Raw genomic sequence first — 23,270 nt, 5'->3', positions numbered from 1 at the left:
TTGCCTGAAATAAAGAGAAAAAGATGAAAACGTTAAAAATTGCCGTCAGCCGTGCCTGTCCTGAATGCTTTACCACGTCGCGTGAAATTGTGGATGTCAGCGCATCGGACTATATTGATGTGGCAGCCGTGGTGCTGGCCGTCAGCGATATTTTCACCGGCGCCATAGAAGAAATAGACGCCACAGGATTTGGTATTCCGGTGTTTATTGCCACCCATAAAGAAGAAAGGGTTCCGGCTGAATATTTGTCCCGTATTCACGGCGTTTTTGAGTACTCTGACACCAGCAATGAATTCTACGGACGCCAGCTTGAGGCGGCGGCGCAGAAGTACGAAACCCAGCTTCGCCCGCCGTTCTTCCGCGCGCTGGTCGATTACGTCCAGCAGGGTAACAGCGCGTTTGACTGCCCGGGGCACCAGGGAGGCCAGTTCTTCCGTCGCCATCCGGCGGGGAATCAGTTTGTCGATTTCTTTGGCGAAACGCTATTCCGCGCCGATCTGTGCAACGCCGACGTGGCAATGGGCGATCTGCTGATCCACGAGGGCGCGCCCTGCATCGCCCAGCAGCATGCGGCAAAGGTCTTTAATGCCGATAAAACCTACTTCGTGCTGAACGGCACCTCCTCATCCAACAAGGTGGTGCTCAATGCGCTGCTCACGCCGGGCGATCTGGTGCTGTTCGATCGCAATAACCATAAATCTAATCACCACGGCGGGCTGTTACAGGCAGGAGCGACGCCGGTTTATCTCGAAACGGCGCGCAACCCGTACGGGTTTATCGGCGGTATTGACGCGCACTGTTTTGAAGAGAGCTACCTGCGGGAGCTGGTGTCAGAGGTCGCGCCTGGCCGCGCGCGGGATGAACGTCCGTTTCGCCTGGCGGTGATCCAGCTGGGCACCTACGACGGCACCATCTATAACGCCCGTCAGGTGGTGGATAAGATTGGTCACCTCTGTGACTACATTCTGTTTGACTCCGCCTGGGTCGGTTACGAGCAGTTTATCCCCATGATGGCCGACTGCTCGCCGCTGCTGCTGGAGCTGAACGAAAACGATCCGGGCATACTGGTTACCCAGTCGGTGCATAAGCAGCAGGCGGGTTTCTCGCAAACCTCGCAAATCCATAAGAAGGACAGCCATATCAAAGGCCAGCCGCGCTATGTCCCGCATAAGCGACTCAACAACGCCTTCATGATGCACGCCTCCACCAGCCCGTTTTATCCGCTGTTTGCCGCCCTGGATATCAACGCCCGCATGCACGAGGGGCAAAGTGGGCGCAACATGTGGATGGACTGCGTCGTGACGGGTATCGACGCGCGAAAACTGATCCTTCAGAACTGTCAGTTTATTCGCCCATTTGTGCCGGAGACGGTGGACGGCCGTCCGTGGGAAAGCTGGGATACGGCGGAAATCGCCACCGATCTGCGCTTCTTCCATTTCGTCCCGGGCGAACGCTGGCACGCATTCGAGGGATATGCCGAGCATCAGTATTTTATCGATCCGTGCAAGCTGCTGCTGACCACGCCGGGCATCAACGCCCGTACCGGTGAGTACGATGATTTTGGCGTGCCCGCCACCATCCTTGCCAACTTCCTGCGTGAAAACGGCATCGTGCCGGAAAAATGCGACCTCAACTCCATTCTCTTCCTGCTCACCCCGGCGGAGGACATGGGCAAATTGCAGCAGCTCGTCGCCCAGCTGGTGCGCTTCGAAAAACTGCTCCAGAGCGATGCGCCGCTAAAAGAGGTTCTGCCCTCTCTCTGTAAACAACATCCGGATCGTTACGCGAATTACACCCTGCGCCAGATTTGTCAGGAGATGCATGAACTTTATGCCCGCCACAATGTGAAACAACTGCAAAAAGAGATGTTCCGTAAGTCTCACTTCCCGCGCGTCATGATGAACCCGCAGGAGGCGAACTACGCGTACCTGCGCGGTGAGGTCGAACTGGTCTCCCTGCGCGATGCACAAGGCCGTATCGCCGCCGAAGGTGCGCTGCCTTACCCACCGGGGGTGCTGTGCGTGGTGCCGGGTGAAGTCTGGGGCGGTTCCGTGCTGCGCTACTTTGCCGCGCTGGAAGACGGGATCAACCTGCTGCCGGGCTTTGCGCCGGAGTTACAGGGGGTTTACATCGAGGAGCGTGACGGGCGCAAAGAGGTGCGCTGCTACGTCATCAAACAACCTGCCGCTCAGCCAGCGCTGCTGAAAGGAGAAAAATTATGAGTAAGGCCAACAAGATGGGCGTAGTGCAACTCACTATTCTCACCATGGTGAACATGATGGGTTCCGGGATCATCATGCTGCCTACCAAGCTTGCTGAGGTGGGGACCATTTCGATTATCTCCTGGCTCGTGACCGCCGTGGGCTCGATGGCGCTGGCGTGGGCGTTTGCCAAGTGCGGAATGTTCAGCCGCAAGTCAGGCGGGATGGGGGGCTATGCCGAATATGCGTTCGGTAAGTCCGGTAACTTTATGGCGAACTACACCTACGGCGTGTCGCTGCTGATCGCTAACGTGGCGATTGCCATTTCCGCTGTCGGTTACGGCACGGAGCTGTTTGGCGCGACGCTGACCCCGGTGCAGATTGGGCTGGCAACCATCGGCGTGCTGTGGATCTGTACCGTCGCCAACTTTGGCGGCGCGCGCATCACCGGACAACTCAGCAGCATTACCGTCTGGGGCGTGATCATCCCGGTGGTCGGTCTGTGCATCATCGGCTGGTTCTGGTTTAGCCCGACGTTGTACGCCAACTCCTGGAACCCGCACCACGTGCCGTTCTTCACCGCCGTGGGCTCGTCCATCGCCATGACGCTGTGGGCTTTCCTCGGTCTGGAATCGGCCTGTGCGAATGCTGAAGTGGTGGAAAACCCGGAGAAGAACGTACCCATCGCGGTTCTCGGCGGAACGCTGGGCGCGGCGGTGATCTACATCATTTCGACCAACGTGATTGCGGGGATTGTGCCCAACATGGATCTGGCTAACTCCACGGCACCGTTCGGACTGGCGTTTGCGCAGATGTTTACGCCGGAGGTGGGGAAAGTCATTATGGGGCTGATGGTGATGTCCTGCTGCGGCTCGCTGCTGGGCTGGCAGTTCACCATCGCTCAGGTGTTTAAATCTTCAGCTGACGAAGGGTATTTCCCGAAAATCTTCTCCCGCGTCACCAAAGCGGATGCGCCGGTACAGGGCATGCTGGCGATTGTGATTTTCCAGAGCGGTTTGTCGCTCATGACCATCAGCCCGTCGCTGAACAGCCAGTTTAACGTGCTGGTCAACCTGGCGGTGGTGACGAACATCATTCCGTACATTCTGTCGATGGCGGCGCTGGTGATTATTCAGAAGGTGGCGAAGGTGGATCCGCGCAAAGCCCGGGCGGCCAATATCGTGGCGCTGATTGGCGCAATTTATAGCTTCTATGCGCTCTACTCGTCCGGCCAGGAAGCAATGCTGTATGGCGCGATGGTGACCTTTATGGGCTGGACGCTGTACGGTCTGGTCTCACCACGGTTTGAACTGAAGAACAAGCATAGTTAAAAAAAAGCCCGGTGGCGCTAGCGCTTACCGGGCCTACGATCGCTGTTGTAGGCCGGGCAAACGCAGTGCCGCCCGGCACACAAACCGCACTTACGCGTTTTTCAGCACTTCGCTGACAATCTCTACCGCTTCTTTCTCAATCTGCTGACGGTGCTCAGCGCCGAGGAAGCTTTCGCAATAGATTTTGTACGCATCTTCCGTACCGGATGGACGCGCCGCGAACCAGCCGTTTTCGGTCATCACCTTCAGGCCGCCGATGGCCGCACCGTTGCCCGGAGCCGCCGTCAGACGCGCGGTGATCGGGTCACCTGCCAGCGTGCTGGCGCTGACCATTTCCGGAGACAGTTTTGACAGGGCTGCTTTTTGCGCAGACGTGGCGCCCGCCTGAATACGGTTATAGCTCGGCGCGCCAAAACGTTCCGCCAGCTCGTTGTAATGTTCCTGCGGGTTCTTACCGGTAACCGCGGTGATTTCCGCCGCCAGCAAACACATGATGATGCCGTCTTTATCGGTTGACCATGGGGTACCGTCAAAGCGCAGGAAGGACGCACCCGCGCTCTCTTCACCGCCAAAGCCAAAGCTGCCGTCGTGCAGGCCGTCAACAAACCACTTGAAGCCCACCGGCACTTCCACCAGCTTACGGCCCAGTGCGTCGACCACGCGGTCAATCATGGCGGAAGAGACCAGCGTTTTACCAACCGCCACCTCTTTGCCCCACTGCGGACGGTGCTGGAACAGGTAGTTGATAGCAACGGCCAGATAGTGGTTCGGGTTCATCAGCCCTGCCGGGGTAACGATACCGTGACGGTCATAGTCCGGGTCGTTGGCAAAGGCCAGGTCGAACTTGTCACGCAGCGCCAGCAGGCCAGCCATTGCGCATTCGGAGGAGCAGTCCATGCGGATCGCGCCGTCTTTATCCAGGTGCATAAAGCGGAACGTCTGATCGACGTGATCGTTCACGATGGTCAGATCCAGCTTGTAATGCTCGGCAATGCGTTTCCAGTATTCGATACCGGAACCGCCCAGCGGATCCACGCCCAGCTTCAGGCCAGCTTTCTGGATCGCGGCCATATCGACGATATCCGCCAGCCCTTCCACAAACGGCTGCACCAGATCCTGCTCTTTCACATGACCGGAGGCCATGGCTTCATCCAGCGAGATACGCTTCACGCCGTTCAGGCCATTTGCCAGCAATGCGTTGGCGCGATCTTCCACCACTTTCGTGACGTTGGTATCTGCCGGGCCACCGTTAGGTGGGTTGTACTTGATGCCACCATCTTCCGGTGGGTTGTGGGACGGGGTGATCACAATGCCGTCAGCCTGCGCGCCCCCTTTTTTGTTGTGTACCAGAATAGCGTTAGACACCGCAGGCGTTGGCGTGAAACCGTTGTTCTCCTGAACAATCACGTCTACGCCGTTTGCCGCCAGCACTTCCAGCACGGAGATAAAAGCAGGTTCAGACAGGGCGTGAGTATCTTTCCCAACATAGCACGGACCGGTGACGCCATTTTTCGCTCGCTCTTCCGCGATGGCCTGAGCAATGGCCAGAATGTGCGGTTCGTTAAAGCTGTGGCGCGCCGCGCTGCCGCGGTGGCCAGATGTACCAAACTTCACTGCGTGTTCTGCGTTGCCCACGACCGGCTTCAGCACGTAGTACTGCGCGGTCAGTTGAGCGACGTTAATCAAATCGCGTTGTTGTGCAGGTTGTCCTGCACGGCTGTGATTTGCCATTGCCTGGTCCTTCTGATGCAAGGGTTAAATTGTACCGCAAACCTTTTCGATCAATTCCGCCGGGAACTGCATGGATTGCATGATATGTTCGATCATGCTGCACTTGCGGCCCGTATTGGTATTCGTGATCACCCAGTATGGCGTACCGGGAACATGTTTGGGCTTGGTTTGATTGCCATTTTGCAGCAGCGTCTGCTCGTCACCTGCGAAGTAAACGCGGGTGCGGCCGTGCAGCGACTCTGTCGCTTCAGCAAAGGCATTGTGATCCAGTGAGTAAAGTGTAGACAGCACCAGCATAAAGCGGTTAACCGCCTTTTTCTGCTCGGCATATTCGTCGGACAGCAGCAGTTCACGCATCGCGCGCACTTTGTCTTTTGCCGGCATGACGGCAGGTTTTACCTGTGCAACAACGCTCGGCTGAGACACGACATCTTTAGTGACGGGAGTGGGCTGTGAGGCGGCGGAAATTTTAAGCATGCGCCGTAAAATGTCGGACGCGCTCTCCCCAATATGCCGCGTCTGGCTGGCAATATACTGATAGAGTTCGTCATCAACTTCGATTGTTTTCATCTTAATCCAGTGCGATATCTTATCTGAATACAAGTCGTTGAGATTATAGGTTCAAATCCCAACAGCGGATAGCGTCAAACCAGGTTGGCGGCAAAAGTCAGATTAAACTGGATCCTTGCCCCCGGGCGGCAGAATGGTCAACATGATACCCTAACCTGACAAACCTAAAAAAAGAACTTTGCCATGAAATTGAATACCCGAGCGCAAACTGCACAATCGCCGAACAATAATTCTCCCATCGTACTGGTTCACGGCCTGTTTGGTAGCCTGGATAACCTGGGCGTGCTGGCGCGCGATTTAGTGACCGATCATGAGATCCTTCAGGTTGACATGCGAAATCACGGTCTTTCCGGGCGCTCGGAAACGATGACCTACGCGGCCATGGCGCAGGATCTGCTTGATACACTCGATGCGAATAATATTCAGAAAGCGACGCTCATCGGGCATTCAATGGGCGGTAAAGCGGTGATGGCGCTCACCGCGCTGGCCCCCGAGCGGATTTCCGGGCTGGTGGTCATTGACGTTGCGCCCGTCAATTACGACGTTCGCCGTCACGATGAGATTTTCGCTGCCATCAACGCCGTGACGGCGTCAGGCGTCTCCACACGCCAGCAGGCGGCTGCCGTTATGCGCGAGCATCTCGATGAAGAAGGCGTGGTGCAGTTTCTGCTGAAATCATTTGTCGACGGACAATGGCGCTTTAACGTTCCGGTCCTGTGGGATCAGTATTCGCATATTGTGGGCTGGGAAACCGTCCCCGCCTGGCCGCACCCTACCCTCTTCATTCGTGGCGGCAACTCTCCTTACGTTACTGATGCGTACCGTGACGCGCTGCTGGCGCAATTCCCGCAGGCACGCGCTCACGTCATTGCCGGTGCCGGGCACTGGGTACATGCAGAAAAACCTGACGCCGTCCTGCGCGCCATTCGCCGCTATCTCACTGATACCGCGAATTGATTAAAAAGCCAGCGACCGGAAGACGACGGGCTTCCAGTCGTTGGCGTGTGGATTTGGGTGATGTATGATGGCGCGCTTATCGCCCGGGCATTAGCAGGGCGGCGTGTATCCCCCGAAGTCTCAGAATCATGGCCAAAGAACAAACGGACCGTACGACACTAGATCTGTTCGCGAATGAGCGTCGACCGGGACGACCGAAAACGAATCCGCTTTCGCGCGATGAACAGCTGCGTATCAATAAACGCAACCAGCTTAAACGCGATAAAAATCGTGGGCTTAAGCGTGTCGAACTGAAGCTGAATGCCGATGCCGTCGATGCGCTTAACGCGTTAGCTGACGCGCGCAACATAAGCCGCAGCGAACTGATCGAAGAGATGCTGATCGCCCAGCTTGAGACGTTACGCGGCAAGGCGTGAGTCAGAAAATCCTCAATATTACCTTTTTCATGTAGCACAGAGTGCAGTCCTGCGTGATAGCTGTTTCCGCAGGGTTGTCTGTTCTGCTATTATTGCCCTTATCCGTGGACAATTTGCGCCACCATACCATTAAGTTTCAAGAGGTTATTTTACTCATGGCAATCATCGGCATTTTCTTTGGCAGTGATACCGGCAATACTGAAAATATCGCAAAAAACATTCAAAAACAGCTCGGTAAAGACGTTGCTGATGTGCATGACATCGCCAAGAGCAGCAAAGAAGATCTCGAGGGCTATGACATCCTGCTGCTGGGCATCCCGACCTGGTACTACGGTGAAGCCCAGTGTGACTGGGACGATTTCTTCCCGACGCTGGAAGAAGTTGACTTCAACGGCAAGCTGGTTGCCCTGTTCGGCTGCGGCGATCAGGAAGATTATGCGGAGTATTTCTGTGATGCGCTGGGCACCATTCGCGACATCATTGAGCCACGCGGCGCGGCGATCGTCGGTCACTGGCCAACGGCGGGCTATCACTTCGAGGCTTCTAAAGGTCTGGCAGATGACGAGCACTTCGTTGGCCTGGCCATTGACGAAGACCGCCAGCCAGAGCTGACCGCTGAGCGCGTAGAGAAATGGGTTAAGCAGGTTCGCGAAGAGTTGAACTTGGACGATATCCTTAACGCCTGATATCCCTGCGGCGCAGCTCCGGTTGCGCCCGTTTTCCAGGTAAAACCGATTAAATTAATTGCTACAAACTTTTAACTTTTTCGCTCAGACCTGTACAATATCCCCCTGGTAAAAAGTGGGTGCCATCGAACAAGTTTATTGGTGATACCACGTTTTTATAAGCATACTTTGCTTGAGACTTGCAGTTTTCATTTAGGCATGGCAGTTCTATAATGAGACGCATTATCCCAAGTGCATTTTCTGTCACTTCTTCTTTTGAAGTGAATCGTTTAGCAACAGGACAGATTCCGCATGACTGACAACAATACCGCATTAAAGAAAGCTGGCCTGAAAGTAACGCTTCCTCGGTTAAAAATCCTTGAAGTGCTTCAGGGGCCAGACAATCACCATGTCAGTGCGGAAGACCTTTACAAGCGTCTTATCGATATGGGTGAAGAGATTGGGCTGGCAACCGTCTATCGTGTGCTGAACCAGTTTGACGACGCGGGCATTGTTACTCGTCATAATTTCGAAGGCGGCAAGTCCGTGTTCGAACTGACTCAGCAGCACCACCACGATCACCTGATCTGCCTCGACTGTGGCAAGGTCATTGAATTTAGCGATGATTCCATTGAATCACGCCAGCGTGAAATCGCCGCCCGTCATGGCATCCGCCTGACTAACCACAGCCTGTACCTGTATGGTCACTGCGCTGAAGGGGATTGCCGCGAAAATGAACATGCGCACGACGCAAAATAAGTGAGTGTTCATACTCTGAGCCAGCCGTGAGGTTGGCTTTTTTTTTGCCTGAAAAAAGCCCGGTGACACTGCGCCACCGGGCGTAAAGCAACTTATTTATTGTTATTGCGTATCTCGTTCCAGATCTTATCGCAACGCTTCGCCACTTCCTGATCGTTACCGGTTTTACGCGCCTGAATGCAGGCCTGGTAATCCATCACGCGAACGTTTTCCTGCGTGGCGAATTGCTCATGGGCTTTGTCTTTTTTCAGCACGTTCAGCACGCTTTGACAGGCCTCAATCTTCTCAGGAGAACCCTGTGCGGTATTGATGCACGCGCTGTAGGCCTCTTTCAGACGGGAGTCCTCTTTCGGCGCCTGATCCTGCACGCATGCCACCAGCCCGAAGGCCAGCAACGCAACGATTACCCTTTTATTCATCATGTTCAGTCTCCATAACGGCGGGACACCGCCCGCCGCAGCATTCATCAGAAGATGGTAAATGGCGCAATGACCATGAATTTCACGTCACGTTCATCCTGGAAGATGTTGCCGTAGCCGCCCGCGTAGCTCGGGATATCGGAGTGGTTGTCATACTGGGTGAAGTGCAGTTTGAACATCGTGCCTTTCGCACGGCCCTCCTGAAGGGTGTAAATCGCATCCAGGCTGTATGAAGACTCTTTCAGACGGTAGTTTGGATCGTAGTACGCGTCTGGCGTTGCCATATCCCCGGGCTTCGCATCCCAGGCGTACGCGTAGGATGCTCCCACTGCCCATCCGGGCAGGTTCCAGTTTTTCAGGTCATACATTGCGCCGAAGAAGACCGCCTTTTCGCCGTCGGCGTTAAAGTCAGAGCGGTTATCCCACCAGATATCCAGACGACCGTTAGAGGAGGCGTAGGTAGGCGTCATACGTTGCAGGAAGTAACCCTGCTGCCCTTCGGCCTTAACCCACGTCCCTTCCAGGCGTAAATCAACCTGGCCGACCTTGTAGCCGAAGGTCAGCGCCTGCAACCATGCGGTACCGTCATAGATATCATTTACGCTGCCATCGCTGACCTTATCGCGCGTGCCGTAGAACTGATAGCTGGTACTCAGCGGGCTACCTGCGATATCAAATTTATAGCTGGCCTTAGCAAAGTACTGATCGATATAGCCTTCAGCCTGACCGAACGCCGCTTCCAGCACCAGATCGTTTTTAAAGTCATACTTCGCGCCAAGAGAGTGGAGATACTCGACTTTGGTTTTTTTATCGTTCTGGTAGAACTTGTCCATCTCAATGTGCCACGGCGCTTTGTACTCGTTGGTCCACATATAGGAGAAGCTCAACGCCCCCGCATCGCCGTAGTCAAAATTAGCGCCGGCTTCCGCCCCCTGATAGGTACCTGGCATAAAGCTCCAGTGCGGCGCTAACAGCGTTTGTCCTGTTGGCTGGATATACCCCCCGCGCGCCCAGACCGGACCATATTTGAATTTTGCCGCCGCTTTATAGAGGCTGATACCGCTTTTATCGCCGGACCAGTCTTCGTCGTAGGCTTTATTGCTGGAGGAGAACGCAATTTCGTTCGGGTGGCCGCTGTCGCCATTTTCGGCCATTTCAATTGCGGTGAAAGCAGCAATATCAATCCCGAACATATCGGCGGCATATCCCGACTGGAAATCCAGGTTGGCGTTCCAGGTCGAGTGAGAAAGGTTGGTTTTGTATTTATTTTCAGTGACGTCTTTACGGTCACGCTCACGCTGCCAGTAATAAATACCGCCCGTGAGGGTGGAATCTTCAATGAAGCCTGCTGCTTTTGCCTCTGGCGCAATCACCAGGCCCGACATTGCTGTCACACCGGCGATAGCCAGCGCCAGCGCACTACGTTTGCCACTGAACGTACGCATAGATTATTCCTCTTTGACGAATTAAAACGCCTTAAACGGCGAAAAACAGAAAAGACCAAAAGGTCAGGGGTAGTCAGAAATACCCTCGAATTAACTACCGTCTTTAGGTTATTTTTCGCGGCGCGAATTATCAATGCTTTTAATCAGGCAAAAGTCAGGATTATGACGAAGAGCACATATTTCGTAGTGATTTGTAACAATTAGCAGGAGCCGAGTGCTGGCGGGGAACCGGTGGATTTTCAGTAAGTAACGCCATTAATATTTATCTATTTTTATCCCTTTCCGTTTTTCGTAAATAAACAAACTTTTTTTAGAAAAATAAGTAGCACCTCATTGACCCGTTCTGATGGCTTATAATAATTTCGCCTGCGCTTAACGATATGATCGTTAAATAAAAAAACGCCGCATTACGCGGCGTTTGTTTCTCATTGACCAGAGCAGCGTTATTATTCGCCGATCTTAGTCCAGGTATCACGCAGACCCACGGTACGGTTAAATACCGGTTTTTCTGCCGTGCTGTAGCGGCTGTCCAGGCAGAAGTAACCTTCACGCTCAAACTGGAACGCCTTGCCGGCCTCAGCGGCCTTCAGGGACGGCTCAGCATAGCCTTGCTTAATGACCAGCGATTCCGGGTTGATGGTTGCGAGGAAGTCTTCCGCCGCACCTGGATTCGGCACGCTGAACAGGCGATCGTACAGGCGGATCTCAACAGGCAGCGCGTGCTGGGCGCTCACCCAGTGGATTACGCCTTTCACTTTACGGCCATCCGCCGGATCTTTGCTCAGCGTCTCTGCGTCGTACGTACAGAAGATGGTCGTGATGTTACCTTCCGCATCTTTTTCTACGCGCTCGGCTTTGATGACATAGGCGTTACGCAGACGCACTTCTTTACCCATCACCAGACGCTTGTACTGCTTGTTCGCTTCTTCACGGAAGTCAGCACGATCGATCCAGATTTCACCGCTGAACGGCACGTCGCGGGTGCCCATTTCCGGTTTGTTCGGATGGTTAGGCATAGAGACCAGCTCGCTTTCGCCCTGCGGATAGTTTTCGATAACCAGCTTAACCGGGTCGATCACCGCCATCGCGCGCGGCGCGTTTTCGTTCAGATCTTCACGGATGCAGGATTCCAGTGAGGCCATCTCAATGGTGTTGTCCTGCTTGGTGACGCCGATACGTTTGCAGAACTCACGAATGGACGCGGAGGTGTAGCCACGACGACGCAGGCCAGAAATGGTCGGCATGCGTGGGTCGTCCCAGCCTTCAACGTGCTTGTCGGTGACCAGCAGGTTGAGCTTACGCTTGGACATCACGGTGTATTCCAGGTTCAGACGAGAGAACTCGTACTGACGCGGATGCACAGGAATGGTGATGTTATCCAGCACCCAGTCGTACAGACGACGGTTGTCCTGGAACTCCAGCGTACACAGCGAGTGCGTAATACCTTCCAGCGCATCGCTGATGCAGTGGGTGAAGTCGTACATCGGGTAGATGCACCACTTGTTACCGGTCTGGTGGTGTTCAGCGAACTTAATGCGGTACAGCACCGGGTCGCGCATCACGATGAACGGAGACGCCATGTCGATTTTGGCACGCAGGCACGCTTTGCCTTCTTCGAAGCCGCCGGCACGCATTTTTTCAAACAGCGCCAGGTTCTCTTCCACGCTGCGATCGCGGAACGGGCTGTTTTTGCCGGGCTGAGTCAGCGTACCGCGGTATTCACGGATTTCGTCAGCAGACAGCTCGTCAACGTAAGCCAGACCTTTGTTGATCAGTTCAACCGCATAGGCATACAGCTGATCGAAATAGTCTGAGGAGTAGCAGATATCGCCAGACCAGTTGAAGCCCAGCCATTGTACGTCGTTTTTAATCGACTCAACGTATTCGATGTCTTCTTTAACCGGGTTGGTGTCATCGAAACGCAGGTTGCACTGCCCCTGGTAGTCTTGCGCGATACCAAAGTTCAGGCAGATCGATTTAGCGTGACCAATGTGCAGGTAGCCGTTTGGCTCCGGCGGGAAACGCGTGTGCACCGTGGTGTGCTTACCACTGGCCAGATCTTCATCGATGATCTGACGAATAAAGTTACTCGGGCGGGCTTCTGCCTCACTCATCGTGGATTCCTCAAAGCGTAAACAACGTATAACGGCATATGATCTTATAAGCCGGACGTAGTGACAACCCTTAAAACGTTCCAGAAGAAAATAATGGGGGCATTTGCTGCAAAAAAAAGCGGCGGAGGATTTCCCCCGCCGCTAAAGGCATAACTCTACTCAGGAGCGATTACTTGCCTTTAATCTCATACAGTGGCGTCTGGCCCGCAACTACCTGACCCTGCGCCTGGAGTACCAGACCGCTAAAGTCGTCGATGTTGCTGCACACCACAGGGCTTATCATGGAGCGCGCGTTGGCGTTCAGGAAGTCCAGATCCATTTCCAGGATCGGCTGACCTGCCACCACTTCGGCACCCTCTTCTACCAGGCGAGTAAAGCCCTGACCGTTCAGCGCAACGGTATCGATACCCATATGGACAACGATCTCCGCGCCTTTCTCAGTTTCCAGGCAGAACGCGTGGTTGGTGTTGAAGATTTTCACGATGGTGCCGGCTGCCGGAGAGACCACGGTTTTATCCGTTGGCTTCACGGCCACGCCGTCGCCTACGGCTTTGCTGGCGAACGCTTCGTCAGGCACCTGCTCAAGCGCAACCACGTCACCCGTCACCGGAGAAACCAGCGCAGCGATGGTCACCGCATTTGGCACAGCCTGCGGCTTCGCAGCCGGAGCGTCGGCCACTGGCGCGCTGTCCGCTGAGGCGGCAGCAACCGGGCCACGGGCAACCACTTTTTTCATTTCATCGCCGATAGATTCGGCTTTCGCACCCACGATAACCTGGATGGTTTGTTTGTTCAGCTTCACCACGCCAGATGCGCCCAGGCGTTTACACATTGCATCGCTTACGCGCGCAGAGTCGCCCACGGTCAGACGCAGACGGGTAATACAGGCATCAATCGCTTTCAGGTTATCGGTACCGCCTACAGCGGCAATGTAGCTGGTTGCCAGCTGGGTTAAACCTTCTTCGGTATTACTGTTGGCTTCACTGGTTACCACATCTTCTTTCGTGTCTTCGCGGCCCGGCGTTTTCAGGTTAAACATGCGAATAACCGCGCTGAACAGAACGAAGTAGATAACGAAGAAGATCAGGCCCATCACCACCAGCATCCAGACGTTGCTGCTTGCCGCCGGCAGGTTGTACATCAGCACGTAGTCGATGGCGCCTGCGGAGAAGGAGAAGCCAGCATGGATGCCCAGAAGAGTAGCAACGAACAGGCTGATGCCGGTCAGGATGGCGTGCATGAGGTACAGCAGCGGCGCCAGGAACATGAACAGGAATTCGAGCGGCTCGGTCACGCCGGTCAGGAAAGCCGTTACTGCAACGGACAGCAGCATACCGCCCACCATCGGGCGACGCGCTTTTGGCGCAGCCAGGTACATTGCCAGCGCAGCGCCAGGCAGACCAAACATCATGATTGGGAAGAAGCCGGACATGAACATGCCCGCAGTGCCATCGCCTGCGTAGAAGCGGTTGATATCACCGTGGAATACCGCGCCGGCCGCGTTGGTGAACTCACCAATCTGGAACCAGGCGATGGTGTTCAGTACCTGATGCAGACCGGTTGGGATCAGCAGACGGTTAATGAAACCGAAGATGCCCGCACCCATTGCGCCCGCAGAGACGATCCACTCGCCGCCCGCATGGATAGCGTGCTGCACCGGTGGCCAGACGTAGCCAAAGATGGCTGCCAGGATCAGACAGAAAAAGCCCGTCGCAATCGGCACAAAACGTTTACCGCCGAAGAAGCTCAGGAAGTCAGGCAGTTTGATACCTGCCCAGCGGTTGTACACGGCGCCACCGACCAGACCGGTAATGATACCCGCCAGTACACCCATGTTGATTTCCGGGTTGATGGTTACCATCGCTTTCGTGAGGATGAAGTAACCTACCGCCCCTGCCAGTGCCGCAGCACCGGCGCTGTCTTTTGACCAGCTTGACGCCACGCCGATGGCGAAGATCAGCGCAAGGTTGTCAAAAATAGCGCCGCCTGCCTGGGCAATAAACGGCACGTTAAGAAGATCGGGTTGCCCGAATCGCAGCAGCAACGCTGCAACCGGTAGCACGGCGATAGGGAGCTGCAAAGCCCTACCGAGGCGCTGGAAAAAACCTAAAATATTCATCCTATTCCCCCTACGAGACCCATTGTTAAGACTCGCGCATAAACTATGTTTTTATTGTGTCACGAACGATAGATACAGTTGATGATTCACTGGCAGTGTGAGTGTGTGAAAAATTAATTCGTATCGCAAATTAAACACCTATTTTTTGTGATTATTGTCACCAAATATCGTATTAAACCCTCCCTTTCACTGGCTAACGACGAAAACTTATTTTATCATTCAAAAAATCAAGACGGATTGATCCGGCCTGAAAGGTTCCAGGTTACGCTTAGTTCAGGTTGCACTAATCATCCGCCCACTTTTACTTAAACTTTAGAGGTGAATAATGAGACTGATTCCCCTGGCAACAGCTGAACAAGTCGGAAAATGGGCTGCTCGTCATATCGTTAACCGCATCAACGCGTTCAAACCAACAGCCGATCGTCCTTTCGTTCTCGGTCTTCCAACCGGCGGCACGCCACTGACCGCGTATAAAGCGCTGGTTGAAATGCATAAAGCGGGCCAGGTTAGCTTCAAGCACGTTGTGACCTTCAATATGGACGAATATGTCGGCCTGCCAAAGGAACATCCGGAAAGTTACCACAGCTTTATGCACCGTAATTTCTTCGATCACGTTGATATTCCGGCTGAAAATATTAACCTGCTGAATGGAAACGCGCCTGATATTGACGCAGAATGCCGTCAGTATGAAGAAAAAATCCGTTCCTACGGTAAAATCCACCTGTTTATGGGCGGCGTGGGCAACGATGGCCACATCGCGTTCAACGAACCGGCATCTTCACTGGCTTCCCGCACCCGTATTAAAACGCTGACTCATGACACGCGTGTGGCTAACTCCCGCTTCTTTGACGGCGACGTCAATCAGGTGCCTAAATACGCGCTGACCGTGGGCGTAGGTACGCTGCTGGACGCTGAAGAAGTGATGATTCTGGTGCTGGGTGCCGTGAAAGCGCAAGCGCTTCAGGCTGCCGTTGAAGGTAACGTGAACCATATGTGGACTATCAGCTGCTTGCAGCTGCATCCAAAAGCGGTTGTCGTGTGTGACGAACCTTCCACCATGGAACTGAAAGTGAAAACGCTGAAATACTTCAACGAGTTAGAAGCTGAGAACATCAAAGGTCTGTAATTGAATAACCGCCTCTTCTGTCAGAGGCGGTCGCTTTTTTTAACCGGGGGTCGATATGTACGCTTTAACCCACGGTCGGATTTATACCGGCCATGAAATTCTGGATGACCATGCGATTGTTATCGCCAATGGCCTGATTGAACGTGTTTGCCCGCTGGCAGAACTGCCGCCGGAGATCGAACAGCGCTCACTCAATGGAGCAGTAATCTCCCCCGGTTTCATCGACGTACAGCTTAACGGCTGCGGCGGTGTCCAGTTTAACGATACCGCAGAAGCGGTGACGGTTGAAACGCTGGAAATCATGCAGAAAGCCAACGAGAAATCGGGCTGCACCAGCTATCTGCCGACGCTTATCACCAGCAGCGATGACCTGATGAAACAGGGTATCCGCGTTATGCGCGAGTATCTGGCCAAACACCCGAACCAGGCGCTGGGTCTGCACCTGGAAGGACCGTGGCTGAACATGGTCAAAAAAGGCACCCATAACCCGAACTACGTGCGCAAGCCGGATGCCGAGCTGGTTGACTACATGTGCGCCAATGCCGACGTGATCGCTAAAGTGACGCTGGCGCCGGAAATGACCGGCACGGACGTTATCAGCAAACTGGCCGCTGCCGGGATTGTGGTGTCTGCGGGCCATTCGAACGCGACGCTGAAAGAGGCGAAAGCCGGCTTCCGCGCAGGCATTACCTTTGCCACACACCTTTATAACGCGATGCCGTATATTACTGGCCGCGAACCCGGGCTGGTCGGCGCCATTCTGGATGAACCAGACGTCTACTGCGGCATTATCGCCGACGGCTTGCATGTGGATTACACCAACATCCGCAACGCCAAGCGTCTCAAGGGCGACAAGCTCTGCCTGGTAACGGATGCTACCGCTCCGGCAGGGGCAAATATTGACCAGTTCATTTTTGCTGGTAAAACAATATACTACCGGAATGGACTGTGTGTGGATGAGAACGGCACGCTGAGCGGTTCTTCTCTGACGATGATCGAAGGGGTGCGTAACCTCGTTGAGCATTGCGGCATTGCGCTTGAGGAAGTGCTGCGCATGGCCACGCTGTATCCGGCGCGCGCCATTGGCGTCGATAAACAGCTCGGGGGTATTGCGCCAGGTATGGTTGCAAACCTGACGGCGTTCACACACGATTATAAAATTATTAAGACCATCGTTAATGGTAACGAGGTCGTCACTGAGTAAGTAAAAGTATGACACCAGGCGGACAAGCTCAAATCGGTAATGTCGATCTCGTTAAACAACTTAACAGCGCGGCAGTTTATCGCCTGATTGACCAGCACGGGCCAATCTCACGCATTCAGATAGCCGAACAAAGCCAGCTTGCTCCCGCCAGCGTGACAAAAATCACGCGTCAGCTCATTGAGCGCGGTCTGATCAAAGAAGTGGATCAGCAGGCCTCCACCGGAGGCCGCCGCGCGATTTCCATCGTCACTGAAACCCGCAATTTTCAGGCGATTGGCGTCCGCTTAGGCCGTCATGACACCACGCTTACGCTCTACGATCTGAGCAGCAAAGCCATTGCCGAAGAGCACTACCCGCTGCCCGAGCGCACGCAGGAAACGCTCGAACACGCCTTACTGAATACCATCGCGCACTTTATTGAAAGCTGTCAGCGCAAGATCCGCGAGCTGATTGCCATTTCGGTCATTCTGCCCGGTCTGGTCGACCCGGAGAGCGGCGTTATTCGCTACATGCCGCATATTAACGTGGAGAACTGGGGGCTGGTTGAAGCGCTGGAAAAGCGCTTTAAGCTGACCTGTTTTGTCGGGCACGATATTCGCTCCCTAGCGCTGGCGGAGCACTACTTTGGTGCGAGCCAGGACTGCGAAGACTCTATTCTGGTGCGCGTACACCGCGGTACGGGCGCAGGCATTATCTCCAATGGCCGTATTTTTATTGGTCGTAACGGCAACGTGGGCGAGATTGGTCATATCCAGGTTGAACCGCTTGGCGAACGCTGCCACTGCGGTAACTTTGGCTGTCTTGAAACCGTTGCCGCGAATGCCGCCATTGAACATCGCGTTCGCCATCTGCTGGAGCAGGGTTACCAGAGCCGCGTCACGCTGGACGATTGTAAGATCGGCGCCATCTGCAAGGCGGCAAATAAAGGCGATGCGCTGGCCTGCGAAGTGATCGAACAGGTAGGACGGCACCTGGGTAAAACCATCGCCATTGCCATCAACCTGTTTAATCCGCAAAAAGTGGTGATTGCCGGGGAGATCGTGGAAGCCGAAAAAGTGTTACTGCCTGCCATTGAGGGCTGCATCAATACCCAGGCGCTGAAGGCATTTCGCCAGAACCTGCCGGTAGTGCGCTCTACGCTGGATCACCGCTCGGCAATTGGCGCATTCGCCCTGGTAAAACGTGCCATGCTCAACGGGATCCTGCTGCAACATTTGCTGGAATCCTGATCGGACCTTATAGTAACGCCTTCTTTTTTTGATGTCGGATTGTCCATGACCATTAAGAATGTAATTTGTGATATCGACGGCGTGCTGATGCACGACAACGTTGCCGTGCCGGGTGCTGCGGAGTTTCTTCACCGCATCATCGACAAAGGAATGCCACTGGTTCTTCTCACGAACTACCCTTCACAGACTGGTCAGGATCTGGCAAACCGCTTTGCGACTGCGGGCGTTAATGTCCCGGACAGCGTATTTTATACCTCCGCTATGGCAACGGCGGATTTCCTGAAGCGTCAGGAAGGCAAGAAAGCCTACGTGGTCGGCGAAGGCGCGCTGATCCACGAGCTGTATAAAGCGGGCTTTACCATCACCGACGTGAACCCGGACTTTGTTATCGTGGGTGAAACGCGCTCCTTTAACTGGGAGATGATGCATAAAGCAGCTTACTTTGTCGCCAACGGTGCGCGTTTTATCGCCACCAACCCGGATACGCACGGTCGTGGTTTTTATCCCGCCTGCGGTGCGCTGTGCGCCGGCATCGAAAAAATCTCTGGCCGTAAGCCGTTTGTTGTCGGCAAACCAAGCCCGTGGATCATTCGCGCCGCGCTGAATACGATGCAGGCACACTCGGAAGATACCGTCATAGTTGGCGACAACCTGCGCACCGATATTCTGGCCGGTTTCCAGGCGGGGCTTGAAACCATTCTGGTGCTTTCTGGCGTCTCGCAGCTTGATGACATTGATACGATGCCCTTCCGGCCAAGCTGGATTTATCCTTCTGTCGACGAAATCGACGTTATTTGATTCAGAACCACGCCCCAGGGCGTGGTTTTTCATTTCTGGCGTCGTAAAACATACCGCCATCTAACGAAACTCGCCTTTTACTGAATAATCATCAATAAAATCGCCTTCAGCATGCTCTATTTTTAAGATTCGGCAATCGTCATTGCACTATTTACGTTTTCACCCGTAAAACGCTTGCGCGCCCTCCCCCTTTTGCGGCATTTTCATAAGCAAGCAACATCACAATGCAACAGGGTTAACGGAGAAGGTTATGTGTTCTATTTTTGGCGTACTGGATATTAAAACTGACGCGGGCGAACTGCGTAAAAAAGCACTCGAATTGTCCCGCCTGATGCGCCATCGCGGCCCGGACTGGTCAGGCGTTTACGCCAGCGACAAAGCGATTCTGGCTCACGAACGTCTCTCCATTGTTGACGTCAACGCCGGTGCACAGCCGCTGTATAACGAGAAAAAAACGCACGCGCTGGCTGTTAACGGTGAAATTTACAACCATCAGGCGCTGCGCGCCGAGTACGGTGACCGCTACGCCTTTCAGACCGGTTCTGACTGTGAAGTGATCCTGGCGCTGTATCAGGAGAAAGGCCCGGAGTTCCTCGACGAGCTGCAAGGCATGTTTGCCTTCGCGCTGTACGACAGCGAAAAAGACGCTTACCTGATTGGCCGTGACCATATCGGTATTATCCCGCTGTACATGGGGCACGATGAACACGGCAACTTCTACGTTGCTTCAGAGATGAAAGCGCTGGTACCGGTTTGTCGCACCATTAAAGAGTTCCCGGCGGGCAGCTACCTGTGGAGTAAAGACGGTGAAATCCGTCCGTACTACCAGCGCGACTGGTTTGACTATGACGCGGTGAAAGACAACGTGACGGATAAAGCCGAACTGCGTCAGGCGCTGGAAGAGTCCGTGAAGAGCCACCTGATGTCTGACGTGCCGTACGGCGTTCTGCTCTCCGGCGGCCTGGACTCCTCCGTGATCTCCGCGATCACCAAAAAATTCGCCGCCCGTCGCGTGGAAGATCAGGAGCGTTCCGAAGCCTGGTGGCCGCAGCTGCACTCCTTTGCCGTGGGTCTGGAAGGGGCACCTGACCTGAAGGCTGCCCAGGAAGTGGCGAACCATCTGGGCACCGTGCACCACGAAATTCACTTCACCGTGCAGGAAGGCCTGGACGCGATCCGCGACGTGATCTATCACATTGAAACCTATGATGTGACCACCATTCGCGCCTCCACGCCGATGTACCTGATGTCGCGTAAGATCAAGGCGATGGGCATCAAGATGGTGCTCTCCGGCGAAGGTTCTGACGAAGTGTTTGGCGGTTATCTCTATTTCCATAAAGCGCCAAACGCCAAAGAGCTGCATGAAGAGACGGTGCGTAAACTACAGGCGCTGCACATGTTTGACTGCGCGCGCGCCAACAAGGCCATGTCCGCCTGGGGCGTGGAAGCCCGCGTGCCGTTCCTCGATAAGAAATTCCTCGACGTGGCAATGCGCATCAACCCGCAGGATAAAATGTGCGGCAACGGCAAAATGGAAAAACATATCCTGCGCGAATGTTTTGAATCCTACTTGCCGGCGAGCGTGGCGTGGCGTCAGAAAGAGCAGTTCTCCGATGGCGTAGGCTACAGCTGGATCGACACCCTGAAAGAGGTGGCGGCGAAGCAGGTTTCTGACCAACAGCTGGAAACCGCGAGCTTCCGCTTCCCGTACAACACGCCGGGTTCGAAAGAGGCGTATCTGTACCGTGAGATCTTTGAAGAGCTGTTCCCGGTTCCCAGCGCAGCCGAGTGCGTACCGGGGGGGCCATCGGTCGCCTGCTCGTCTGCCAAAGCCATTGAATGGGATGAATCTTTCAAATCCATGAACGATCCATCAGGACGTGCGGTAGGCGTTCACCAGTCTGCTTATAAATAATGTCCAGACCATAATCAGGCCCTCCGGGGCCTGAATTTTTTGCCTCTCTTTTCCCTGCCTAAAAACGATTAATAACCAATAATTGTCGAATATTCGGCCTCGCTGTTCGCAACCTAACCAAACAGTCACATTCCGGCTATTTTCATTGAAAAAGGTGTTGACGCTGCAAGGGTCTATACGCATAATGCGCCCCGCAACGCCGATAAGGTAACGCGAAAAAAAGATGGCTACGTAGCTCAGTTGGTTAGAGCACATCACTCATAATGATGGGGTCACAGGTTCGAATCCCGTCGTAGCCACCATCTTTTTTGCGGGAGTGGCGAAATTGGTAGACGCACCAGATTTAGGTTCTGGCGCCGCAAGGTGTGCGAGTTCAAGTCTCGCCTCCCGCACCATTCCCAGGTAAGCGTTGCACGGATGGGGTATCGCCAAGCGGTAAGGCACCGGTTTTTGATACCGGCATTCCCTGGTTCGAATCCAGGTACCCCAGCCATATTTCTTCGATCATGCGGTTCTCCGCGGTATTGGGGTATCGCCAAGCGGTAAGGCACCGGTTTTTGATACCGGCATTCCCTGGTTCGAATCCAGGTACCCCAGCCATCGAAGATTGCAGTACTGGCTACGTAGCTCAGTTGGTTAGAGCACATCACTCATAATGATGGGGTCACAGGTTCGAATCCCGTCGTAGCCACCATATTTACGTTATCGAATACCATTCGGTAAACTGAACATTGTTGGGGTATCGCCAAGCGGTAAGGCACCGGATTCTGATTCCGGCATTCCGAGGTTCGAATCCTCGTACCCCAGCCACTTTAAAGTCGTTAAGCCGTTTGTTTAACGCAATTGGGGTGTCGCCAAGCGGTAAGGCTCTGGTTTCTGATACCAGCATTCCGGGGTTCGAATCCCTGCACCCCAGCCACTTAAAACAAACAAGCCCGCTCTGCGGGCTTTTTTGTTTTTGTTGCTCAGAATAGTGCGGCCTGATGCCCTCACCCTACCCCTCTCCCACGGGGAGAGGGAATTAAGATTAGAGTCCGAGGGCGTATTTCAGGGCCTGACGCTTCAGACCACCGGCGCGCTCCGCCGCCATCAGTCCGATATTTCGCAATATTCGCACCGGACCCACGTCATTGCTGAACCCGGCATAGAACAGATCCATCCCCGACTGCATAACGAAGTTATCCGCCATCCGGCGCGTCTGGTAGCGCTTGAGTACCTGATGGCTGGCCCAGACTTCCGCGTGAGCGCGTGCGTTGCCCAGCACGTCCAGTAGCGCATCGACGTCACGGTATCCCAGGTTAACCCCCTGCCCCGCTAGCGGATGAATGGTGTGCGCCGCGTCCCCCACCAGCGCCAGCCCTTCACGGGCATATTGCAACGCGTGGCGTCGCATCAGCGGGAATGCACCGGCAGCAACCGGCGTTACGTTCCCCAGACGGCTCGGGAAATGCTGCTGGATTTCACGCTGCAACTGCGCCATTGACAGCCCCTGCAACTGCCGAATACGCGCCGGTTTGTCGTACCACACCAGCGAAGCCCAGTTATCAAACAGTGGCAAGAATGCATGCGGGCCGTTCGGCGTAAAATGCTGCCAGGTGCTTTCGCCCGGTGCGTTTTCTGACTGAACGGTGATCAGCATGCAGGACTGCTGATACTGCCAGGCATGGATCCCAATGCCTGCCATCTGCCTGACCTGTGAATTCGCGCCATCTGCCCCCACCACCAGCTTCACGGCCAGCTCGTCGTCGTTGTCCAGCGTCAGGTGATATCCGCTTTCATGACGATGCAGGGCTTTCAGCGAGGCCGGAACGCGCAGCGTCACCTTCGGATGCGCCTCCAGCGCCTGCCAGAGCGCCTGCTGGAGCACGTTGTTTTCCACCATATAACCCAGGCGCGGCAGTTTCAGCTCGGCGGCGTCAAACAACACGTGGGCATTTTCCCACTCCCAGGTTTCAAGACGACTGTAGGGATGCGCGCGCATCGCCAGCACCGCCTCCCAGACGCCCAGCCCGCGAAGCAGATCAACAGACGCCGCGCTGATGGCGGAAATACGCACGTCCGGCTTGCTGGCAGGATCGAATGCCGGTGGAGCCGCCTGTTCAATAACGGTTACATCAAATCCCTGCTGCGCCAGCCCCAGCGCCAGTGCGCCGCCGACCATACCGCCGCCGACAACGGCAACTTCGGTGTTCAGGAGTGTCATGGTCACTATTCCTTATTGGAGAATGCCTTAAGTTTACCGGATTTTTGCGGTCCTGAGGTTGACAACCT

The 23,270-nt window shown here is 54.6% G+C and carries 18 protein-coding genes and 7 tRNA genes; 18 read left to right on the top strand and 7 right to left on the bottom strand.

What is annotated here, in order from left to right; translation table 11 throughout:
• The first annotated feature begins 23 nt into the window (after nt 1-23).
• Together speF and potE are read left to right on the top strand one after the other, a co-directional pair.
• Nucleotides 24-2,222, top strand: a complete 2,199-nt coding sequence (gene speF / locus DBR02_RS17045; RefSeq protein WP_107534929.1) for an ornithine decarboxylase SpeF — start codon at nt 24-26, stop codon at nt 2,220-2,222.
• Nucleotides 2,219-3,532 carry a putrescine-ornithine antiporter gene (gene potE, locus DBR02_RS17040; RefSeq protein WP_006809601.1) on the top strand — a complete coding sequence of 438 codons (1,314 nt, stop codon included), beginning with the start codon at nt 2,219-2,221 and terminating at the stop codon, nt 3,530-3,532. The genes speF and potE overlap by 4 nt, the downstream gene beginning before the upstream one ends.
• A gap of 90 nt (nt 3,533-3,622) precedes the next feature.
• On the opposite strand, the gene pgm is transcribed toward potE, so the two are convergent.
• The gene (gene pgm / locus DBR02_RS17035; protein ID WP_063449358.1) at nt 3,623-5,263 is read right to left on the bottom strand and encodes a phosphoglucomutase (alpha-D-glucose-1,6-bisphosphate-dependent); all 1,641 of its coding nucleotides are present in this window, start codon (nt 5,261-5,263) and stop codon (nt 3,623-3,625) included.
• A gap of 24 nt (nt 5,264-5,287) precedes the next feature.
• Entirely contained in the window at nt 5,288-5,833 is a 546-nt protein-coding gene (gene seqA / locus DBR02_RS17030) for a replication initiation negative regulator SeqA (protein ID WP_063449359.1), read from the bottom strand.
• A gap of 183 nt (nt 5,834-6,016) precedes the next feature.
• Between seqA and ybfF the strand changes: the two genes are divergently transcribed.
• The 4 genes from ybfF to fur all read left to right on the top strand — a co-directional run bounded on the left by ybfF (nt 6,017) and on the right by fur (nt 8,630).
• Nucleotides 6,017-6,790: an esterase gene (ybfF, locus tag DBR02_RS17025; protein ID WP_063866096.1), complete on the top strand. Its 774-nt coding sequence runs from the start codon at nt 6,017-6,019 to the stop codon at nt 6,788-6,790.
• Nucleotides 6,791-6,918: 128 nt separating this feature from the next.
• A complete protein-coding gene (ybfE, locus tag DBR02_RS17020; RefSeq protein ID WP_063866095.1) occupies nt 6,919-7,206 on the top strand; it encodes a LexA regulated protein in 288 nt (95 codons plus the stop codon).
• Nucleotides 7,207-7,361: 155 nt separating this feature from the next.
• Nucleotides 7,362-7,892: a flavodoxin FldA gene (gene fldA, locus DBR02_RS17015; protein WP_107534928.1), complete on the top strand. Its 531-nt coding sequence runs from the start codon at nt 7,362-7,364 to the stop codon at nt 7,890-7,892.
• A gap of 291 nt (nt 7,893-8,183) precedes the next feature.
• A complete protein-coding gene (fur, locus tag DBR02_RS17005; RefSeq protein WP_003858655.1) occupies nt 8,184-8,630 on the top strand; it encodes a ferric iron uptake transcriptional regulator in 447 nt (148 codons plus the stop codon).
• Between the two features lie 92 nt (nt 8,631-8,722).
• On the opposite strand, the gene chiQ is transcribed toward fur, so the two are convergent.
• The 4 genes from chiQ to nagE all read right to left on the bottom strand — a co-directional run bounded on the left by chiQ (nt 8,723) and on the right by nagE (nt 14,727).
• Nucleotides 8,723-9,049, bottom strand: coding sequence for a ChiQ/YbfN family lipoprotein (chiQ, locus tag DBR02_RS17000; protein ID WP_107535662.1), 327 nt, complete (start codon nt 9,047-9,049; stop codon nt 8,723-8,725).
• 47 nt (nt 9,050-9,096) lie between these two features.
• Nucleotides 9,097-10,494: a chitoporin ChiP gene (gene chiP, locus DBR02_RS16995; RefSeq protein WP_107534927.1), complete on the bottom strand. Its 1,398-nt coding sequence runs from the start codon at nt 10,492-10,494 to the stop codon at nt 9,097-9,099.
• A gap of 446 nt (nt 10,495-10,940) precedes the next feature.
• Nucleotides 10,941-12,608, bottom strand: coding sequence for a glutamine--tRNA ligase (gene glnS / locus DBR02_RS16990; RefSeq protein WP_063866092.1), 1,668 nt, complete (start codon nt 12,606-12,608; stop codon nt 10,941-10,943).
• Nucleotides 12,609-12,777: 169 nt separating this feature from the next.
• On the bottom strand, nt 12,778-14,727 hold the full coding sequence (nagE, locus tag DBR02_RS16985; RefSeq protein WP_107534926.1) for a PTS N-acetyl glucosamine transporter subunit IIABC: 1,950 nt from the start codon (nt 14,725-14,727) through the stop codon (nt 12,778-12,780).
• Nucleotides 14,728-15,052: 325 nt separating this feature from the next.
• Between nagE and nagB the strand changes: the two genes are divergently transcribed.
• From nagB to DBR02_RS16925, 12 genes are all read left to right on the top strand, one after another.
• Nucleotides 15,053-15,853, top strand: coding sequence for a glucosamine-6-phosphate deaminase (gene nagB / locus DBR02_RS16980; RefSeq protein ID WP_003858663.1), 801 nt, complete (start codon nt 15,053-15,055; stop codon nt 15,851-15,853).
• Nucleotides 15,854-15,908: 55 nt separating this feature from the next.
• Nucleotides 15,909-17,057, top strand: a complete 1,149-nt coding sequence (nagA, locus tag DBR02_RS16975; RefSeq protein WP_063449365.1) for an N-acetylglucosamine-6-phosphate deacetylase — start codon at nt 15,909-15,911, stop codon at nt 17,055-17,057.
• Nucleotides 17,058-17,065: 8 nt separating this feature from the next.
• Nucleotides 17,066-18,286, top strand: a complete 1,221-nt coding sequence (nagC, locus tag DBR02_RS16970) for a DNA-binding transcriptional regulator NagC (RefSeq protein WP_102750595.1) — start codon at nt 17,066-17,068, stop codon at nt 18,284-18,286.
• 45 nt (nt 18,287-18,331) lie between these two features.
• A complete protein-coding gene (nagD, locus tag DBR02_RS16965) occupies nt 18,332-19,084 on the top strand; it encodes a ribonucleotide monophosphatase NagD (RefSeq protein WP_063449367.1) in 753 nt (250 codons plus the stop codon).
• 250 nt (nt 19,085-19,334) lie between these two features.
• Nucleotides 19,335-20,999 carry an asparagine synthase B gene (gene asnB / locus DBR02_RS16960; protein WP_064910829.1) on the top strand — a complete coding sequence of 555 codons (1,665 nt, stop codon included), beginning with the start codon at nt 19,335-19,337 and terminating at the stop codon, nt 20,997-20,999.
• 225 nt (nt 21,000-21,224) lie between these two features.
• Nucleotides 21,225-21,301 (top strand) — tRNA-Met (locus DBR02_RS16955).
• 8 nt (nt 21,302-21,309) lie between these two features.
• Nucleotides 21,310-21,394: transfer RNA gene (locus DBR02_RS16950), tRNA-Leu, on the top strand.
• A 23-nt stretch (nt 21,395-21,417) separates the two neighbouring features.
• Nucleotides 21,418-21,492 (top strand) — tRNA-Gln (locus tag DBR02_RS16945).
• A 32-nt stretch (nt 21,493-21,524) separates the two neighbouring features.
• Nucleotides 21,525-21,599 (top strand) — tRNA-Gln (locus DBR02_RS16940).
• 17 nt (nt 21,600-21,616) lie between these two features.
• Nucleotides 21,617-21,693 (top strand) — tRNA-Met (locus tag DBR02_RS16935).
• A gap of 41 nt (nt 21,694-21,734) precedes the next feature.
• Nucleotides 21,735-21,809, top strand: a tRNA-Gln gene (locus DBR02_RS16930).
• 34 nt (nt 21,810-21,843) lie between these two features.
• Nucleotides 21,844-21,918, top strand: a tRNA-Gln gene (locus DBR02_RS16925).
• A gap of 108 nt (nt 21,919-22,026) precedes the next feature.
• On the opposite strand, the gene ubiF is transcribed toward DBR02_RS16925, so the two are convergent.
• Nucleotides 22,027-23,202, bottom strand: a complete 1,176-nt coding sequence (gene ubiF, locus DBR02_RS16920) for a 3-demethoxyubiquinol 3-hydroxylase (RefSeq protein WP_107534925.1) — start codon at nt 23,200-23,202, stop codon at nt 22,027-22,029.
• Nucleotides 23,203-23,270: the final 68 nt, after the last annotated feature.

It is taken from the genome of Enterobacter cloacae complex sp. (genome assembly GCF_900322725.1).
Lineage (GTDB): Bacteria > Pseudomonadota > Gammaproteobacteria > Enterobacterales > Enterobacteriaceae > Enterobacter > Enterobacter quasihormaechei.
This window is presented reverse-complemented; position numbering and strand designations above follow the sequence as displayed.